This window comes from Gordonia oleivorans, assembly GCF_040044975.1.
Taxonomy (GTDB): Bacteria; Actinomycetota; Actinomycetes; order Mycobacteriales; family Mycobacteriaceae; genus Gordonia; species Gordonia oleivorans.
Genome location: NZ_JBDZDI010000001.1, coordinates 536,257 through 554,398 on the forward strand (window position 1 = coordinate 536,257; position 18,142 = coordinate 554,398).

An 18,142-nucleotide genomic window follows, 5' to 3' on the forward strand; every position below is an offset into this window, starting at 1 on the left:
TGAATCTTCGCTAAAACAGACAAGGTGAAGCATCCTGATCGGGAACGTGGCGTCCGTCTGGAACCCCCACAGGCTGACGGATCACAATACGATAACGAGACAGTTTGCTCAGCGCAAAGGTAGCCGGTAGACGCGTCGCGCGTTGACGCCGAGTTGCCGAGCCATCGTCACGTCGTCCGTTTGGCGGATGTCGGCAAGTCCACGCGCCGTGTATGGCAGGCAATACGACTGATTTGGCTGGCCACGGTAGGGATGCGCGGTGAGGAACGGCGCATCGGTCTCCACCAGGATCTGCTCAACGGGCACCAGACGAGCCGCCTCACGAAGCTCCGCGGCATTGGCGAATGTCACAGTTCCGGCGAAACTCAGCAGATACCCGCGATCTATGCATTCGCGTGCAACGTTTCGGTCACCGGAGAAGCAATGCATGATCACGACGTCGGGCGACCCTTCGGCCGCGAGAATGTCGAGCAGATCGCGATCGGCCTCGCGGTTGTGGATCATCAACGGCTTGCCGACGCGCTTGGCGAGATCAATATGCCAGGCGAAGGCGTCCTTCTGGACGGCGGGTTCGGCCGCCGACTCCGAGCGACCGGGCCAGTAGTAATCCAGCCCCGTCTCCCCGATCGCCACCACCCGCGGGTCGACCGCCATCTGCTCGAGTTCGGCGCGGGCGGCGTCGTCGAGGTCGCCGGCATGCGTGGGGTGCAGTGCCACCGCCGCGAACGCCCGCTCGTCCCATCGCGCGGCGTCGACCGCCCACCGCGCGTCGATCATGTCGTCGGCGACGGTGATCACCTGCCCGACCCCGACGGCGTCGGCGTGGTCGAGGATCGCCCGCACCGACTCCGGGTCACGGCCACCGCACGCGGCGAGATGGGTGTGGGCGTCGACGAGGCCGGGCAACGGCTCCGGATCCGGCGGCGGCTCACGACGGCGACGCTTCTTGGCCTCCTTGGCGCTCAGTTCTTTGACGGGGGCGCTGTCAGTGGGATTCTGGGCGCTGTCAGTGGGATTCTGGGCGCTGTCAGTGGGATTCTGGGCGCTGTCAACGCGGGAGTGAGCGCTGTCAGCGGGGGTCGGGCTGTCGGCGGCGGACATGGGCCCCACTGTATGGGGCACGATCCGGGCGGATGTCCCCGCTCCGCTCAGAGTTCGACGGTTCCGGTGATCACCGTCGTGCTCTCACCGCCGATCCAGATGTCGTCGCCGTCGTCTGTGACGAACACCCGACCGGCCCGCCCGAGTGCGGTCCCCTGGGCGGCGACGTAGCTCTGCGGTGCGCGGCCGTCGCGTCGCAGCCACGTCGCGATGCCGGCGTTGAGGCTGCCGGTCACCGGATCCTCGGGCACCCCGTCGCCGGGAGCAAAGGCCCGCACCTCGAACAGGACCCCCGGCTCGGGGCGGGTGGCGTCGGAATGCTCGCCGACGATCCCGACCTCGTGGTCACCGAGCGCGGCGAAGTCCGGACGTACGTCGAGGACGCGTTGCGCCGAGTCGAGCTGCAGGACCATCCACTCGGGTCCGTTGACGACCCATTCGGCTGCGAGAACGTGCGCGGGATCGACGCCCAGGGCCGCGGTCACCTCGGTGACGGTGGCGGCGTCGACGGGACCGGACCTGCTCAGCGGCGGTGCGGCGAACGCGAGACGCTGCCCGTCGCGTCGGATACGCACCAGTCCGACACCGCATTCCTGGACGAGGTACTCGCCGGTGATGTCGGCTCCTGTCGCGAGGAATGCGTGCCCGGACCCGAGAGTGGGGTGCCCCGCAAAGGGCAGTTCGCCACCAGGAGTGAAGATCCGCAACCGGTAGTCGGCGGTCGGATCGGTGGGCGGCAGCACGAAGGTCGTCTCCGACAGATTGGTCCACCGCGCGAAGGCGGCCATCTGCTCGTCGTCGATGCCGTCGGCGTCGAGGACGACGGCCACCGGGTTTCCGGTGATCGGAGCGGACGCGAACACATCGACCTGCGCTAAACGACGAGACATGGCCCCATGTTTGATCATTCGCGTCGGCGACGTCCACCGGATTTCTCATCATCTGGACGGCTCGGATTCGGGTGCCCGCGCCGACATCCGTGCATACCGAGCCCGATCCGCCGCAGACAGGTAGCGTTTGCCAACGTGTTGGGTTTGCCAGATACGGTCACCGTCGCACTTTTCGATCTCGACGGCGTCCTCACCAGTACCGCTGTCCTCCATCAACGGGCGTGGAAGGCCGCCTTCGACGCCTTCCTGCGCAAGCGGGATGGCGACGCATTCACCCCGTTCACCGAGCAGGACTACCTCGACTACGTCGACGGCCGGCCCCGCGATGACGGCGTGCGGGCGTTCCTCGCCTCCCGCGGCATCGACGATGTCTCCACCGCCGATGCCGACACGATCGGCAGCGGCAAGAACGACATGTTCCTGGCCAGCCTCGAAAGCGACGGCGTCAACCCGTACCCGGGATCGGTGCGCTACCTCGAGGCGGCCCGCGACGCGGGACTGCGGATCGCGGTGGTGACGTCGTCGAAGAACGGCAAGGCCGTCCTCGACGCGGCCGATCTGTCGAAGTTCGTCGAGGTGCGCGTCGACGGACTGGAAACCGCCGCAGCAGGATTGCCGGGTAAACCGGCACCGGATTCGTATCTGCTCGGCGCGCAGCGCATGGGTGTGGAGCCGGCCGCCGCGGCCGTCTTCGAGGATGCGATCTCCGGAATTCAGGCCGGCGCCGCCGGCAACTTCGGCTATGTCGTCGGCATCGACCGGGTCGGTGGCACCCAGGCCGCGTCGATGACGGCCGCCGGAGCATCCATCGTCGTCAACGATCTCGAGGAATTGCTGCCTGCATGAGTACCAGTGATCACGCATTCGGATTCGACGTCCACCCCTGGCAGCTGCGCTGGCGAGGGCTCGACATCGACATGCTCGGTCGCACCGAGACACTCTTCGCCCTGTCGAACGGCCACCTCGGCCTTCGTGGCACCTTCGAAGAGGGTGAACCCGTCGACCATCCGGGTACCTACCTGAACGGGTACTACGAACAGCGCGGCCTGCCGTACGCCGAAAGTGGTTACGGTTACCCGGAATCCGGCCAGACCGTGGTCAACGTGACCGACGGCAAGATCATCCGCCTGCTCGTCGAGGACGAGCCGATGGACCTGCGCTACGGACGCACCGAGGAGCATGAGCGGGTCCTCGACTTCCGCACCGGCACGTTGCGACGCAACACCCTGTGGACCTCGCCGACGGGCCGCACCGTGCGCATCCGGTCCGAACGTCTGGTGTCGTTCACCAAACGCACCATCGCCGCCATCCACTACGAGGTGGAGCCGATCGACGAGGACATGAAACTCGTCCTGCAGTCGGATCTGCTTGCCAACGAACCGGTTCCGCTTCCCGGCAACGATCCGCGTCTGGCCGCGGCGCTGGATTCGCCGTTGGTCTCCGACCTGGCGACCTGCCGCAACTACTGGGGAATCCTGGTCCACCACACCAAGAAGTCCGGTCTGCACATGGCCGCGGGTATGGATCACGAGATCGACTTCCCGGACCGTGCGGACACCTTCATCCGCGCCGACGGTGATCTGGCACGCCTGACCGTGGCCGCCAACGTCCCGCAGGGCACCAAGCTCAGCCTGACCAAGTACATCGGATACGGCTGGTCGGCCCGACGATCGGTGCCCGCCCTGCGCGCACAGGTCGACGCCGCGCTGGCCATGGCGATGGAAACCGGCTGGGAATCACTGAAAGCCGATCAGGGCCGCTACCTCGACGACTTCTGGCGCGACGCCGACGTCGAGGTCGACGGCGATCCCGAACTGCAGCAGGCGGTCCGGTTCGCGTTGTTCCACGTCCTGCAGGCCGGCGCCCGTGGCCAGTCCCGCGCCATCCCGGCCAAGGGACTCACCGGTCCCGGCTACGACGGCCACACCTTCTGGGACACCGAGAGTTTCATCCTGCCGATGCTCACCTACACCGTGCCCGCCGCGGCCGGCGAGGAACTGCGGTGGCGTCACGCCACCATCGACAAGGCGAAATCGCGTGCGGCCGAATTGGCCCAGCGCGGCGCCATGTTCCCGTGGCGCTCGATCAACGGTGACGAGTGTTCGGGCTACTGGCCGGCGGGAACCGCGGGCGTGCACGTCAGCGCCGACATCGCCAACGCGACCGGGCGCTACCTGCGCGCCACTCACGACGAGCAGTTCGAAACCGAGTGTGGCGTCGAACTTCTGGTGGAGACCGCGCGCCTGTTCGCCGGCATGGGCCATCACGACATCAACGGCAATTTCCGCATCGACGGCATCACCGGGCCCGACGAGTACACCGCGGTCGTCAACAACAACGTCTTCACCAATCTCGCTGCGCAACAGAACTTCCGCGACGCGATCGCCGCGGTGCATCGACGCCCCGATCTCGCTCAGCAGTTCGGCGTCACCAATGCCGAGACCGCACACTGGGAATCGTGCGCCGACGACATGACGCTGCCCTACGACGAGGCCCTCGGGGTGCATCAGCAGTGTGAGGCGTTCACCCTGCTCGGCGCCTGGGACTTCGAGGAGTCGAAGGGCAAATACCCACTGCTGCTGAACTATCCGTACTTCGACCTGTATCGCAAGCAGGTGGTCAAGCAGGCCGATCTGGTGTTCGCGATGTACATGTTCGGCGACGCCTTCACGCCCGAGCAGAAGCTACGCAACTTCGACTACTACTATCCGCTGACGGTGCGTGACTCGTCACTGTCGGCGTGTTGTGAGGCGGTCACCGCGGCCGAGGTCGGCTACCTCGATCTGGCCTACGACCTGATGGCCGAATCGGTGTTCACCGACCTGCACGACCTGCACGACAACGTCGCCAGCGGCCTCCACATCGCCGCCCTGGCCGGCGCGTGGACCGACTGCGTGGCCGGCTTCGGCGGTATGCGCGACTTCGGCGGACACATCACCTTCGCCCCGCGACTGCCCAGCAAGCTGGACTACCTGTCCTTCCGCATGATCGTCCGGGACTCCAAGATCGTTGTCGCCATTGACAAGTCGACCGCCACCTATCGTTTGCTGTCGGGTCCGGCGATCGATCTGGCCCACCACGGCGAGAAGTTCACCCTCACCGAGGGCACACCGGTGAGCATGCCGATCCCGGAGATCGAACGACGCGACCCGCCCAAGGCACCGCCGGGATGCGAGCCGTATCAGCGCCTGCTGTAGAAGCGCCGCCGCACCTGGCACCGGGCACCCCGGATCCGTCAATGCGTCGGTGACGCACCCGGATCCGGGGTGACGTAACGGTTCGCGAGCTCACCGAGCTTGCGCAACACCCGTTTGCTCGATTCGGCCCACGGCATGAGGATCGGGAAGACGTGGAACATGCCGCGTTCCTCCATCGCCATCACCTGTACGTCGGCGGCCTCGAGATTGCGCACGAACTGCCGGATGCCGTCCCGGAACATCTCCACCTCACCCCAACAGACGAAGGTCGGCGGGAACCATTCCGGGTCGGGGTGACCATAGACCGCGGAGACCCGGGCGTCGTTGGGCTGCACGCCTTTCAGGTACGGGGCGACCGGAATGCTCCACGGCAGGATGTCGTGGGCGGCGTTGTCGACCACCGAGTCATGGTCCAGATCGAGATCGACCTCCGGCGAGAACAGCCCCAGCGCAGCGGGTTTCGGCAGCTGGTGGTCGTGCAGGTAGGACACCAGCGAGGTGGCCAGTCCGCCGCCACCGGAATCCCCGGCGACGATCAGATGATCCGGGTCGACCCCACGTCCGAGCAGGCCCCGATAGACGTCGGCGGCGTCGAGAATGCCTGCCGGAAAGGGGAATTCCGGCGCCATCCGGTAGTCGGCGATGAAGATCTCACAGCCGGTGATCCGCACCAGGGCGGCCGCGAACGCCGAGTACATCATCGGTGATGTACCGATGTAGCCGCCGCCGTGCAGGTACAGGATCGTGCCGTTGATCGAACTCTTGGTTCCGTCACCGTCGACATAGGAATCGGAACTGTCCTTGGCCCGGCACCAGATCCCGGGAACCCCACCGATCTCGTCGTCGACGATCTCCACCTTCCCGGCCACCCCGATGACCGGCGGCAGGACCACCTGACAGATGTCGTCGATGATCTTCTCCATCGACCGGAACTCCTCGATGGGAAGGCCCATCGAATATCCCATGAACGCCCGGATCGTCTGCCGGGTCACCGACTGTCCGACGTTGTCGAGAAGGCCACCCGGGCCGCGCCAGGGTTGCGTGAACGGGACCCGCGCCAAACCGTTGAGCATCGTCTCGGCAAGGCCCACCACGGCCAGCGCCGTAATCGGCGCCGACGCCGTGTCAACGTCGTCTCGATCAGCCATCACCATGCCGCCAGGGTATGGGGACCGCCGAATCCGGGCCAAACGAGCGCGTGGTCACGATCGACGTACGGCGCGAATGCGCGCCCCGAATGACACGTTCCTGCACCTGCCGAGGACGTCGACGGCGAAAATCCTCCCCACGTCGGCGTCAGTGGGTCGGCGTCAGTGGGTCGGCGTCGCCTCCGGATCGGATGCGACATGCCGGCCGACGAACTCATTGAGTGTGCGGTACACCTCGTGCGAACTCTCCGCCCACGGCATCAGGATCGGGAAGACGTGGAACATGCCCCGCTCCTCGAGTGCGGTCACCTCGATACCCGCCTTCTCCAGCGAGGTGACGAAGTCGCGGATCGGATCGCGGAACATCTCGTCTGCACCCCAGCACACGAAGGTGGGCGGGAACCACTCGTCGTCCGGTTCGGCGTAGACCATCGACACGCGTTTGTCGTCGGGCTGCACGCCGTGCAGGTACGGGGTGACCGGCACATTCCACGGCAGGATGTCGGTGCTCGCGTTCTCGGTGATCGACGGATGGTCCATGTCGAGATCGACCTCGGGCGAGAACAGGGCGACCGCAGCCGGGCGGGGCAGCCCGACCTCGCGGAGGTACCCGGCCAGCGAGGTCGCCAGGCCACCGCCGCCGGAGTCGCCCGCGATCACCAGGTGATCGGCGTCGACACCGCGTTCCAGCAGACCCCGGTAGACGTCGGCGGCGTCATGCACACCGGCCGGGAACGGGAACTCCGGTGCCATCCGGTAGTCGGCGATGAAGACCTCGCAGCCGGTACCACTGACCAGCGACGCGGCGAAGGCCGAGTACATCATCGGTGTCGTGCCGATGTAGCCGCCGCCGTGCAGGTAGAGGATGGTGCCGTCGATCGCGGTCTTGCGCTGGTCGTCGTCGACGAACTCGTCCGAACTGGCGCGCGAGCGCAACCAGAGACCGGGCACACCGTTGATCTCGTCGTCGGTGACCTCGACGTCGTCGGTGAGGTGGATGAACGGCGGGATGACCACACGGCACAGGTCGTCGAGAACCTTCTCCATCGACCGGAACTCCTCGATCGGCAGGCCGACGATGTAGCCCATGAACGACCGCACCGCCTGCCGGGTGACCGATTGCCCGACATTGTCGAGCAGCCCGCTCGGCCCGTTCCAGAATCTGCGGAACGGCACCCTGGCCAGGCCGTTGAGCATGCCGTCGGCCAGGCCGACCAACGTCAGCGCGGTCACCGGTCCGGACGCGGTCTCCACCTCGGGGCGGTCAGCCATCACCATGGCCACCAGCCTAGGCCGTGCGCTCGGAGCTCACCTGCGGACAATGTCGACGATTCCGTGTCGTGGCCACTCCCCAGAGGCGGCGGTCGGCGAGAGGCGAGCGCCGCCGGGCCACGGGTCGGGCCGACCGCATGCACCCAGTATCCTGACAACCACTATGCCCACTGATCTGACCAGCACCGACGCAGGCTCGTCGGACGGCCCGACCTCCCACGGCGCCGGCCGCCCGTATTACCTGACCACCGCGATCGCCTACCCGAACGGCGCCCCGCACATCGGGCACGCCTACGAGTACATCTCGGCCGACGCCCTCGCGCGGTTCAAGCGACTCGACGGCTTCGACGTCCGGTTCCTCACCGGCACCGACGTCCACGGTCAGAAGATGCAGCAGACCGCGGAGAAGGAGGGCATCCCGACCGCCGAGCTCGCGCGCCGCAACTCCGACCGGTTCCAGGAACTCCAGGACCGGCTCGGATCGAGCTATGACCGGTTCATCCGCACCTCCGACGACGATCACAAGCGTGCATCGGAGGCCATCTGGCAGCGCATGAGCGAGGCCGGCGACATCTATCTCGATGCCTACTCCGGCTGGTACGACATCCGCGACGAACTGTTCTACGCCGAGTCCGACACCGAGGTCAACGACGCCGGTGAGCGCGTGGCCACCGACAACGGTCACGTCCTCACCTGGACCGAGGAGCAGACCTACTTCTTCCGTTTGTCGGCCTACCAGGACAAGCTCCTCGATCTCTACGAGAGCCACCCGGAGTTCATCGGGCCGGATGTCCGCCGCAACGAGGTGATCAGCTTCGTCAAGGGCGGGTTGACCGATCTGTCGGTGTCGCGCACCACCTTTGACTGGGGAGTGCCGGTGCCCGGGCACCCCGATCACGTCATGTACGTCTGGGTGGACGCCCTCACCAACTATCTGACCGGCGTCGGATTCCCGGACGACACAACGACATTCGAGAGGTACTGGCCGGCGGATCTGCATGTGATCGGCAAGGACATCATCCGCTTCCATTGCGTGTACTGGCCGGCGTTCCTGATGAGCGCGGGCATCGAGCTGCCGAAACGCGTGTTCGCCCATGGCTTCCTGTTCAACAAGGGCGAGAAGATGAGCAAGTCCGTCGGCAACGTCGTCGACCCCGACAACCTCATCGACGAGTTCGGCCTCGATCCGGTGCGGTACTTCTTCCTGCGCGAGGTGTCCTACGGTCAGGACGGATCGTATTCCGCCGAGGCGATCGTGGCGCGCATCAACGCCGATCTCGCCAACGAGTTCGGCAACCTCGCCCAACGCACGCTGTCGATGATCGGCAAGTACTTCGACTCGGTGGTGCCCAGCCCGGGTGAGTTCACCGACGCCGATCAGACGTTGCTCACCGCCACAGGCGAATTGCTGCCGACGGTGCGCACCCACTTCGACAACCAGGCCATCCACCTCGGCCTCGAGGCGTTGTGGTCGGTGCTGGCCGACACGAATCGTTACATCTCCGCCCAGGAACCGTGGAAACTGGCGAAGACCGATCTGGAACGCACCGGCACCGTGCTCTACGTCTGCGCCGAAGTGGTCCGCGTCGTCGCACTGCTGGCCCAGCCGGTACTGCCGACGTCGTGTGGGAAGCTGCTCGATCTGTTGACGGTCGGCGAGCGCCGCGACTTCACCGCCGTGGCCGACCGACTCACGCCGGGATCGCAGTTGCCCAAGCCCACACCGGTTTTCCCGCGTTACGAGGGATGACCGGAGGGAATGTCGGCCACCGCACCGGACGTCCTGCGGGCGCTGCATGCCCACACCCGTGAACGCGGCCTCCCCCCGCCGGCCGCACTGATCGGCGACTGGTGGGATGCCGACGCGGTGATCGCACCGTCCATCGACATCCGGGCCGGTCACCTGCCGGAGGATCGGCCGGACCGATTCTGGTTGGGCTACCGCGGATTCGACGGTCGACGACGGGACGAGGCGGCGCTGCCGGTGAGTGCGGGCGGCGTCACGGCCCATCTGCTGGTGCTGCGGGAGGGACGGTGGCACACGGTGTCCGCCGACGACTCGACGCCCCCGGCGTGGGTGGACGATGTGGTGGAGCGGTCGTGGGCGACGGCGCCGTCCCGAGCCGGCTGGGCCGCGACGTGGACGCCACCGGATCGTGATCACCACCTCGCCGCCATCGAGGAATGTCTCGAGGCCATTCGAGCCGGCGAGATCTATCAGGCGTGCGTGTGCACCCGGTTCGACGGCGCCCTCGACGGGGCACCCCTCGACTTCTACTGCGACCTGACCGCCACCACCCGACCCGCGAAATCCGCTTTTCTGCAAGGCGATTGGGGCGCGGTGACCAGTTTCTCCCCGGAGAGCTTCCTGCGCCGGACGGGGAACATCGTGACGTCCTCACCCATCAAGGGCACGCTGCCGGCCGACGCCGATCCGAACCTCTTGGCCGCCTCGACCAAGGACATCGCCGAGAATGTGATGATCGTCGATCTGGTCCGCAACGATCTGAGCCGTGTCGCGGTCACCGGTTCGGTGCACGTCACCAGCCTCCTCGAAGTGGTCGCCGCGCCGGGGGTGTGGCACCTGGTGTCCCGGGTCCAGGCGATCCTGCCACCCGAGGTGGGCAACTCCGGACTGCTGGAGGCGACCTGGCCGCCGGCGTCGGTGACCGGGACCCCCAAGATCCGGGCCCGAGAACTCCTCGAGGACTGGGAATCCCACGCGCGCGGTGTGTACTGCGGCGCGGTCGGCCTGGCCGGACCCGACGGTCTCCTCGACCTCAACGTGGCCATCCGGACCGTCGAGATCGCTCCGGACGGCGGGCTACACCTCGGTGTCGGCGGCGGCATCACCATCGACTCCGATCCGGCGCGCGAATGGCAGGAATGCCTCGACAAGGCCGCCAGCATCGTGACCGCCACCGCCACAGTCGATCTCGAGGAGGGAATGTCGTGCCGCGAATCGTGACACTGGCGACCGCAGCGAGATGGCGGACCCCGACCGCGCTGTGGCAGGGTCTGCGCGCCCAGCGAATCGTCCTGCGCCTCCCCCAGGCCGACGGCGACGACGGTGTGATCACCGGCGACACCGGCGGTGGGACAACACGACTCCTCGTGATCGGTGACAGCCTCGCCGGCGGGGTCGGCGTGGCGCATCACCACCACACCCTCGCCGGTGGCGTCGCCGGGCGACTCGCCGAACGACTCGGCGGTGAGGTGGCATGGCACGTCCGCGCCCGAACCGGCTACACCGCAGGCGAAGTGATCACACTCATCGACCCGGACCTGCTCGCGAACGCGGACGTGGTGATCGTGTCAGTGGGCGCCAACGACACGAAGAACATGCACACCCCGCGTCGCTGGCGTACCGAACTCACCGCACTGCTGGCCGAGATCACTTCCGGCGCGGCCGAATCCGCGCGAATCGTGCTGCTGCCGGTCCCGATGCTGCAGATGTGTCCGGCGTTGCCGCGCACCCTGGCCACCGTATTGGGTGCGCGCGCAGCACATTTCGACGACATCGCGTCGCAGGTGTCCGCGGGTTTCGCCGGCATCGGCCGCTTCGCGCGGTTCGTGCCACCCGGCGGTGCCGATCTCTTCGCCGCCGACGGATTCCACCCGTCGGAGAACTTCCACGCGATCTACGCCGAGCAGATCGACGCGGTGTTGCGGGCGGACACCGTCAGCGGGGAATCAGCGCAAGTATCCGGGTGTGGCGACCCAACGATGACGGAACTCGATCACTTCTGACGCGATGTCGAAGTCGTGATCGTAGTGGATCACCGTTACGCCACTCGATGCGGCAATCACCGCGATCAACAAATCGGCCATACCGACTGCTCTGTGTCGCCCGGTGCGTGACAACTCGTGCTGGGCATCGAGAGCATACCGCCAGTGCTCATCGTCGGTGGCCAGGTACTCATAGGCCAACCGACGATCAGACCAGAGTTGTTCGTATTCTTGCCGATTGCGAGCGCTGTAGAGCGCCTCCGCGTCGAGTTGCGCCGTCGTTGCCACCAGCCCGGCGTCGATGAGTGGTGCCAGCCGGGCAGCCACCGACGCGTGTGTCATGCGTGCGGCTGCACTGGTGTCAATCAGGTAGCGGGCAATCAGCGCCACACGTCGTCTCGGTTGTCCGACGATGTCATCGATGCCAGTCCACCGCGTTCGAGCCAGTCCACCTGACGCGCACGCGCGGACGCTGCCGCGGCCTGTTGTAGAGCCGCTCGAACCGTGTCCGACACGCCGGTCGTCTTCAACTCGGCTCGGGCCGCCGCCAGTAGATCATCGTCGAGATCGATCAGTCGTTTCGTCATCTCCAACCTCCACCATATATCTGCCGAGTTCACAGTATATACAACCGCCGGTCCGCGGCCACCTCACTCCGACCGCGCCGCCAGCACCGCCTCATACACCTCACGTCGGGAGACGCCGGTTCCCCGGGTGACCTCCTCACACGCGGCCTTGAGCCGCATGCCACCGTCGGCGAGGGCCTGCGCCCGGGCGGCGAGATCGTCGATGTCGGCCTCGGCGGGCGTGGCGCCGCTCAGGACGACGGTGATCTCACCCTTCACCCCAGCCGCTGCCCATTCGGCGAGTTCGGCCAGGGTGCCGCGGCGCACCTCCTCATAGGTCTTCGTCAGCTCCCGGCAGACCGCCGCACGACGATCCGAACCCAGCACGTCGGCGGCCACCGCCAGCAGATCGGCCAGCCGGTGGGGCGATTCGAAGAACACCGCGGTGCGCGGTTCGTCGCGCAGCGTCGTCAGCCAGTCGCGTCGCGCCCCCGGTTTGCGGGGTGCGAAGCCCTCGAAACTGAACCGCTCCGACGGCATCGCCGACACCGCCAGTGCGGTGGTCACCGCCGACGGCCCGGGCAGCGCGGTCACCCGCAGGCCGGCCTCCGCGCACGCGACCACCACGCGGTACCCCGGGTCGCTGACCGACGGCATCCCGGCGTCGGTGATCAGCAGCACCGTCGCCCCACCGGCGATGGCCTCCACCAGCCGTGGCGTGCGCGCGGCCTCCACCTGGTCGTAGTAGCTGATCAGCTCACCGCCGATGGACACGCCCAGACCCGCGGCCAGGGCGCGGGCGCGACGGGTGTCCTCGGCCGCCACGATGTCGGCCGACTCGAGTGCCGCCACCAACCGTGGCGACGCGTCGTCGTAGCGGCCCATCGGGGTGGCCGCGAGGACCAACGCGCCCGGCCCGTCCGGTGACGACATATCCGGCAAAGTCATGCCGACAGCGTACGGCTGCGTAAGCCGGCACCAACCGACCATTACGATCGGACGAGTGACACTCACCGCCGGCGGCGTCGTATTGGGCGAGCCGCATCACAGCGCCGAGATCACGGCGTCGGCGCATGCGACCTCGCCGACCCCGGGCCCGGAGATCCCGACCCCACTGTTCGGGGCGACGGATCGGCGGCGAGGGCTGATCGTCGGCCTGATCATCGGCGCCATCGCCACCCTCACCCGGTTCTGGCTGCTGTGGACGCCCACCGATGACGGCACCCCGATCTTCGACGAGAAGCACTACGTCCCGCAGGGCTGGCAGGTGCTCACCGGCGGCAATTGGATCGAGGACAACCCGGCCTACGGCCTGGTGGTGCATCCGCCGGTCGGCAAGTGGCTCCTCGCGATCGGCGAGTCGATGTTCGGGTACACCCCGATGGGGTGGCGCGTCATGTCCGCGCTCGCCGGCATCGCGATCGTGGTGATGATCTACGCGTCCGTGCGCCGGATGACACGCTCGACGCTGATCGGCGCGATCGCCGGCATCTTCGCGATCTGCGACGGCGTGCTGTTCGTCCAATCCCGGCTCGGCATGCTCGACATCTTCCAGGCCTTGTTCGTCGTCGCGACCTTCGCCGCGGTCATCGCCGACCGCGATCAGGTGCGCGCACGCATGCACAAGGTCTACCTCGAGGGCCGCATCGGCGATTCGGTGTACGGGCCGCGGATGGGTTTCCGCTGGTACCGCTTCACCGCGGGTGTGATGCTCGGCCTGACCTGTGGCACCAAGTGGTCCGGCATCTACTACGTCATCTTCTTCCTGCTACTCTCCCTCGGATTCGACGTCGCCGCGCGACGCGCCTATCACGTGAAGCGTCCGTGGGTGGGCACCCTGATGCGCGACGTGGTGCCGTCGGGTCTGAGCATGGCGGTGATGCCGGTCGCGATCTACCTGGCGACGTTCATCCCGTGGTTCTCCGGCGAGACGTCGGTGTACCGCTATCAGGTGGGCAACACGATCGGCACCGGCGGCACCTGGTCATGGGTGCCCGGCGCGTGGCGCTCACTCTGGTATTACGAGGCCGGAATTCTCAAATTCCACGCAGGCCTGACCAATTCCGCGGGCAACCATCACCCGTGGGAATCCAAACCCTGGACGTGGCCGATGAGCCTGCGTCCAATGCTCTACGCACTGGAGAACGGACCCGATCGCTGCGGCGGCGGCGAATGCGTCCGCGCGCAGATGCTGATCGGCTCTCCCGCGATGTGGTGGCTGGCCCTGCCGATGCTGTTGTGGGGCCTGTGGTCGTGGTTCGTCCGTCGCGACTGGCGCTACGCCGCCGTCGTCACCGCTTACGCCGCCGGCTTCCTGCCCTGGTTCATCGAACTCGATCGGCAGATGTACTTCTTCTACGCGACCGTCCTGGCACCGTTCCTGGTGATGGGGCTGGCGTTGTGCTGCGGCGACATCCTGCGCGGCTCGAGACGGGCGGTACCCGGTACCAGACCCGAACGTCAGGCCCTCGCGGTCCTCGTCGTCGCCATCTACGTCGGGCTGGTGGTGGCCAACTTCGCCTGGCTGTGGCCGATCCTGACCGCATCCCCCATCTCACCGACCATGTGGCGCCAGCAGATCTGGCTGCCGAGTTGGGGCTGATACCCAGTCGACGCGATGGGCGCCCACTCGACGCGAATGGGCGCCCACTCGACGTCAGTCGGAGCGCGGGACGATGGGCGTGACGTCGACGGCCGGCATCTCTCCGGTGCTGATCACCTCGGCCTGCTTGCGGATGTGATCGTCGACCTGACCGGCCAGGATCTGCCGCGACACGATCAGCGGGTCGCGGCGCAGATCCATGAACAGCGATACGCACATGCCGATCATCACCAGGACGAACGGCAGGGCGGCGATGATCGCCATCTGTTTGATGCCGTTGAGCGCCTCGTGGTTGGGATCGTCGCCGCCGATCGCGAGCAGCAGCGCCGCCACGCCGCCGGTGAGCACACCCCAGAAGATGGTGGTGAGGCGACGTGGTTCCTCCGCGCCGCGTTCGCTGAGGGTTCCCATCACCAGTGACGCCGAGTCGGCGCCGGAGACGAAGAAGATGGCGACCAGGATCATCACCAGTGCCGAGGCGATCCCGGTCCACGGGAGGTTGGCCAGCACGTCGAACAGGGTGTCCTCGCTGGCCGCGGTGGCCGGGTCGAACGGAAGGACGCCGTCCATGTTCTGCCGGATGGCGGTGCCACCGAAGACAGCGAACCAGACCAGCGACACCGCGACCGGCACCACCATCACGCCGAAGACGAATTCGCGGATGCTGCGTCCGCGCGAGATCTTCGCCAGGAACATGCCGACGAACGGCGTCCACGACACCCACCACGCCCAGTAGAAGATCGTCCAGCCGGCCAGCCACTCCTGTCCGTCGGCGTCGACGGTGGCACCGGATCGGGCGGAGAAGAACGGCAGGTCGTTGAGGTAGGCACCGAGCGTGGTGGGCATCAGATTCAAGATGAAGACCGTGGGGCCCACGACGAAGACGAACACCGCGAGGATCAACGCCAGCACCATGTTGATGTTCGACAACCACTGAATGCCCTTGGCGATCCCCGATACCGCCGACAGGACGAAGCATGCGGTGAGGACCGCGACGATGGCGACGAGCAGCATCACCCCCGGATTGTCGACCCACCCGACCTTGCTGATTCCCGATCCGATCTGCAGCGCACCGAGTCCCAGCGACGCCACGGTCCCGAATAATGTCGCGAAGATCGCGAGGATGTCGATCACCTTGCCGATCGGACCGTGGGCCCGTGAGCCGAGGATCGGCGAGAACACCGAACTGATCAGCTGATTACGACCGCACCGGTAGGTGCCGTACGCAATCGCGAGGCCCACAACGGCATACATCGCCCACGGGTGAAAACCCCAGTGGAACATGGTTGTTGCCATCGCGGTGCGTACGTCCTCCGCGGACATCTCCGGGGGTGCGGACACGTAGTGGAACAACGGCTCGTAGGAACCGAAGAACATCAGGCCGATTCCCATTCCGGCGCTGAACATCATGGCGATCCAGCTGATCGTGCGGTACTCGGGCGCCTCCCCGTCGCGGCCGAGCGGGATACGTCCGTACTTCGACAGCGCCAGATACACCGCGAAGATGACGAAACCCGATGCGGACAACACGAACAGCCAACCGAGATTTCCGGTGATCCAGCCGAGCACGGTGTCGGTGACGGTGTTCAGGTTGTCGGGCGCGGCCAGACCCCAGATGACGAAGGCGATGATGAGCACAGCGGTGACGCCGAAGACCGTCGGATCCAGCGTGACTCGCGTTCGGCGGGGAGGAAATTGAGTGGACACCAATTCACACAACCAAACCTTGATGTGTTTTCTCAACTCCTACCGAGTGCACGCAACAACAACGTGACCATCACGTCATCGTCGATTCCCTGCTCACGCAGCGCTTTCACGTGGTCGACGGTGGCCCGTTGGGCCGCCGACAGCCGCGCGTCGGGTCCGGCCTTGATGAAAGAGCCGTGCCGACCCCGCGTTTCGATGATGCCGGCCGCCTCGAGTTCTCGGTAGCTGCGGGCCACGGTGTTGGCGGCCAGGTGCAGGTCGGTGGCCAGGGCCCGCACCGTCGGTATCCGGGCGCCCACCAACAGCGTTCCGTGGTCGACGAGTCCGATCACGCCGAGACGCACCTGTTCGAACGGCGGCGAGTCGGCCGTCGGGTCGATGTGCAGCAGGGACGCGAGGTCGACCGGGGTGTCCGGCTGTCCACTCATCACATGTCTCCTTCTCGGCTCGCGTCGTGGTGCGTCGGGTTCACAGCGGATCGCGCGCGAGCGGACACGACATGCACCGTGGCCCACCGTGCCCGACGTCGAGCGCCGCACCGTCGATCTCGATGATCTCGACACCGGCGTCGACGAGGCGCCGGTTGGTGTCGGCGTTATGGCGGTAGGACACCACCACGCCCGGTGAGATCGCCAGGGTGTTGGAACTGTCGTCCCAGGTTCCCGGAGACGTTGTCGCGGAGGCGATCTCGGGATCGATGAGACGCAACCCGGCGATGCCCATCGCGTCGGACGCGGCGTCGGCGAACGGACGTGCCCCCGACGCCACCACACCCCCGTTGTCATCGGAGCGAATGGTGAACGCGGACATGCCATCCCGGATCGCGGGATGGACGACCATGGCATCGACGTCGACCATGGTGCACATCGTGCCGAGGTGCATGAAGGCGCCGGGTCGTTCGATCGGGATGGCCAACACGGTGTGCGCGAGCCCGTCGGTGAGCAGGCTTTCGGCGAGGGCCTCCGCGCCTGCGGGAGTGGTGCGTTCACCCACGCCGACGGCGACGACGCCCGGCGCCAGCAACAACACGTCACCTCCCTCGACCGGGGCGACCCGCGATTCGTATGCGCGCCGGGCACCCATGAATCGCGGGTGGTGGGCGTAGATGAGGTCGACCAGCGACGCCTCCCGCACTCGCGCCCGCCGCGCCAGCGACGAGATCGCGAATCGTTCCCTGACCCAGAACGAGCTGTCGCGGCTGTAGAGCAGGTTCGGCAGTGGTTCGATGGCGAACTCCGCGCCGGTGTACATCTGCCGCACCAACGACCCGCCGGCGGAGACTGCGATATCCGGTAGCTCGTCGAAAGTGATTCCGGCGGTGAGTATTCGACCCAGCTCCGGCGCCGGCAGCCCACGGAGGTGCCGGCTCAATTCCTCGGCCAGCCGGGCACCGAGACGGCCCACGTGCACCGCCGAGGCGATGCCCTGTATCCGCGCCGCGCCGCTGTGGGCAATCGCCTCGACGAGCAGATCGCCGAGCAGCAAGACCTCGACTCCGCGGTCACGGAGTGCGGCGGTGAACGCGTCGTGTTCGTCACGGGCCCGGGCCGGGTCGGGAACTCCGGCGAACAGGAAGCCCGCCGCATTGGCCGGGGTGAGCCGATCGAGTTCGGGTCCGGGGCGATGGACCATCACCGCGCGCAGCACACCCACCTCGGAGTCGACCCCGAACGAGGCAGGTTGCGTATGGGAGGAGACCGCCGCTGTCAGCATGGGTCAACCGTAGGCCATGTGGTGCACCTCCACCGTGAGGGATGACGACCGGTGAGCGCTGTCAACGTGGAGGCGAGCGCTGTCAACGTGGAAGCGAGCGCTTTCAACGTGGCGGGTGAGAAGTTGGGTCGTTTTGGCGAACGTGGGTGCTGTAGCGCCCAGTTTCTCCAACAGGACCCAGATTCTCCGACGGGAGTTCTCAGGCCGGCCCGTAACT

The 18,142-nt window shown here is 66.7% G+C and carries 16 protein-coding genes; 6 read left to right on the top strand and 10 right to left on the bottom strand.

Going from position 1 to position 18,142, the window contains the following annotated elements; genetic code table 11:
* Positions 1-108: 108 nt before the first annotated feature.
* Complete coding sequence (locus tag ABLE92_RS02360; RefSeq protein WP_348802938.1) at positions 109-1,101, bottom strand: TatD family hydrolase; 993 nt, start codon at positions 1,099-1,101, stop codon at positions 109-111.
* Positions 1,102-1,148: 47 nt separating this feature from the next.
* Entirely contained in the window at positions 1,149-1,991 is an 843-nt protein-coding gene (locus ABLE92_RS02365) for a PhzF family phenazine biosynthesis protein (RefSeq protein WP_348802939.1), read from the bottom strand.
* A gap of 135 nt (positions 1,992-2,126) precedes the next feature.
* Here ABLE92_RS02365 and ABLE92_RS02370 point away from each other — a divergent pair, with 135 nt between their 5' ends.
* Positions 2,127-2,837: an HAD family hydrolase gene (locus ABLE92_RS02370; protein WP_348802940.1), complete on the top strand. Its 711-nt coding sequence runs from the start codon at positions 2,127-2,129 to the stop codon at positions 2,835-2,837.
* Positions 2,834-5,188, top strand: a complete 2,355-nt coding sequence (locus ABLE92_RS02375; RefSeq protein ID WP_348802941.1) for a glycoside hydrolase family 65 protein — start codon at positions 2,834-2,836, stop codon at positions 5,186-5,188. Before ABLE92_RS02370 ends, ABLE92_RS02375 begins: the two co-directional genes overlap by 4 nt.
* A 38-nt stretch (positions 5,189-5,226) precedes the next feature.
* Here ABLE92_RS02375 and ABLE92_RS02380 read toward each other — a convergent pair whose 3' ends face one another.
* The gene (locus ABLE92_RS02380) at positions 5,227-6,342 is read right to left on the bottom strand and encodes an alpha/beta hydrolase (RefSeq protein WP_348802942.1); all 1,116 of its coding nucleotides are present in this window, start codon (positions 6,340-6,342) and stop codon (positions 5,227-5,229) included.
* A 156-nt stretch (positions 6,343-6,498) separates the two neighbouring features.
* A complete protein-coding gene (locus ABLE92_RS02385; protein WP_348802943.1) occupies positions 6,499-7,614 on the bottom strand; it encodes an alpha/beta hydrolase in 1,116 nt (371 codons plus the stop codon).
* A 157-nt stretch (positions 7,615-7,771) separates the two neighbouring features.
* Here ABLE92_RS02385 and metG point away from each other — a divergent pair, with 157 nt between their 5' ends.
* From metG to ABLE92_RS02400, 3 genes are read left to right on the top strand one after another with little or no spacing between them, the layout of a single operon-like run.
* On the top strand, positions 7,772-9,358 hold the full coding sequence (metG, locus tag ABLE92_RS02390) for a methionine--tRNA ligase (protein ID WP_348802944.1): 1,587 nt from the start codon (positions 7,772-7,774) through the stop codon (positions 9,356-9,358).
* A 9-nt stretch (positions 9,359-9,367) separates the two neighbouring features.
* On the top strand, positions 9,368-10,576 hold the full coding sequence (locus ABLE92_RS02395) for an aminodeoxychorismate synthase component I (RefSeq protein WP_348802945.1): 1,209 nt from the start codon (positions 9,368-9,370) through the stop codon (positions 10,574-10,576).
* Positions 10,561-11,358, top strand: coding sequence for an SGNH/GDSL hydrolase family protein (locus ABLE92_RS02400; protein WP_348802946.1), 798 nt, complete (start codon positions 10,561-10,563; stop codon positions 11,356-11,358). Before ABLE92_RS02395 ends, ABLE92_RS02400 begins: the two co-directional genes overlap by 16 nt.
* On the opposite strand, the gene ABLE92_RS02405 is transcribed toward ABLE92_RS02400, so the two are convergent.
* The 3 genes from ABLE92_RS02405 to rsmI all read right to left on the bottom strand — a co-directional run bounded on the left by ABLE92_RS02405 (position 11,302) and on the right by rsmI (position 12,836).
* Positions 11,302-11,727: a PIN domain-containing protein gene (locus ABLE92_RS02405; RefSeq protein ID WP_348802947.1), complete on the bottom strand. Its 426-nt coding sequence runs from the start codon at positions 11,725-11,727 to the stop codon at positions 11,302-11,304. The genes ABLE92_RS02400 and ABLE92_RS02405 overlap by 57 nt on opposite strands.
* Positions 11,718-11,924 carry a DUF2191 domain-containing protein gene (locus ABLE92_RS02410; protein ID WP_348802948.1) on the bottom strand — a complete coding sequence of 69 codons (207 nt, stop codon included), beginning with the start codon at positions 11,922-11,924 and terminating at the stop codon, positions 11,718-11,720. The genes ABLE92_RS02405 and ABLE92_RS02410 overlap by 10 nt, the downstream gene beginning before the upstream one ends.
* A gap of 63 nt (positions 11,925-11,987) precedes the next feature.
* Positions 11,988-12,836 carry a 16S rRNA (cytidine(1402)-2'-O)-methyltransferase gene (rsmI, locus tag ABLE92_RS02415; RefSeq protein WP_348803207.1) on the bottom strand — a complete coding sequence of 283 codons (849 nt, stop codon included), beginning with the start codon at positions 12,834-12,836 and terminating at the stop codon, positions 11,988-11,990.
* Between the two features lie 70 nt (positions 12,837-12,906).
* On the opposite strand from rsmI, the gene ABLE92_RS02420 reads away from it, so the two are divergent.
* Positions 12,907-14,505: a dolichyl-phosphate-mannose--protein mannosyltransferase gene (locus ABLE92_RS02420; RefSeq protein ID WP_348802950.1), complete on the top strand. Its 1,599-nt coding sequence runs from the start codon at positions 12,907-12,909 to the stop codon at positions 14,503-14,505.
* 54 nt (positions 14,506-14,559) lie between these two features.
* Here ABLE92_RS02420 and ABLE92_RS02425 read toward each other — a convergent pair whose 3' ends face one another.
* From ABLE92_RS02425 to ABLE92_RS02435, 3 genes are read right to left on the bottom strand one after another with little or no spacing between them, the layout of a single operon-like run.
* Complete coding sequence (locus tag ABLE92_RS02425; RefSeq protein WP_348802951.1) at positions 14,560-16,212, bottom strand: BCCT family transporter; 1,653 nt, start codon at positions 16,210-16,212, stop codon at positions 14,560-14,562.
* Between the two features lie 32 nt (positions 16,213-16,244).
* Positions 16,245-16,640, bottom strand: a complete 396-nt coding sequence (locus ABLE92_RS02430; RefSeq protein ID WP_348802952.1) for a GntR family transcriptional regulator — start codon at positions 16,638-16,640, stop codon at positions 16,245-16,247.
* Between the two features lie 40 nt (positions 16,641-16,680).
* A complete protein-coding gene (locus ABLE92_RS02435; protein WP_348802954.1) occupies positions 16,681-17,925 on the bottom strand; it encodes an arginine deiminase in 1,245 nt (414 codons plus the stop codon).
* Positions 17,926-18,142 lie beyond the last annotated feature (217 nt).

Excerpts from the sequence above, each read along its gene's own strand:
- ABLE92_RS02435 (WP_348802954.1), bottom strand. The coding sequence starts at position 17,925 with ATGCTGACAGCGGCGGTCTCCTCCCATACGCAACCTGCCTCGTTCGGG.
- ABLE92_RS02385 (WP_348802943.1), bottom strand. The coding sequence starts at position 7,614 with ATGGTGATGGCTGACCGCCCCGAGGTGGAGACCGCGTCCGGACCGGTG.
- ABLE92_RS02395 (WP_348802945.1), top strand. The coding sequence starts at position 9,368 with ATGTCGGCCACCGCACCGGACGTCCTGCGGGCGCTGCATGCCCACACC.
- ABLE92_RS02380 (WP_348802942.1), bottom strand. The coding sequence starts at position 6,342 with ATGGTGATGGCTGATCGAGACGACGTTGACACGGCGTCGGCGCCGATT.
- ABLE92_RS02365 (WP_348802939.1), bottom strand. The coding sequence starts at position 1,991 with ATGTCTCGTCGTTTAGCGCAGGTCGATGTGTTCGCGTCCGCTCCGATC.
- ABLE92_RS02430 (WP_348802952.1), bottom strand. The coding sequence starts at position 16,640 with ATGAGTGGACAGCCGGACACCCCGGTCGACCTCGCGTCCCTGCTGCAC.
- metG (WP_348802944.1), top strand. The coding sequence starts at position 7,772 with ATGCCCACTGATCTGACCAGCACCGACGCAGGCTCGTCGGACGGCCCG.
- ABLE92_RS02360 (WP_348802938.1), bottom strand. The coding sequence starts at position 1,101 with ATGTCCGCCGCCGACAGCCCGACCCCCGCTGACAGCGCTCACTCCCGC.
- ABLE92_RS02410 (WP_348802948.1), bottom strand. The coding sequence starts at position 11,924 with ATGACGAAACGACTGATCGATCTCGACGATGATCTACTGGCGGCGGCC.
- rsmI (WP_348803207.1), bottom strand. The coding sequence starts at position 12,836 with ATGTCGTCACCGGACGGGCCGGGCGCGTTGGTCCTCGCGGCCACCCCG.
- ABLE92_RS02375 (WP_348802941.1), top strand. The coding sequence starts at position 2,834 with ATGAGTACCAGTGATCACGCATTCGGATTCGACGTCCACCCCTGGCAG.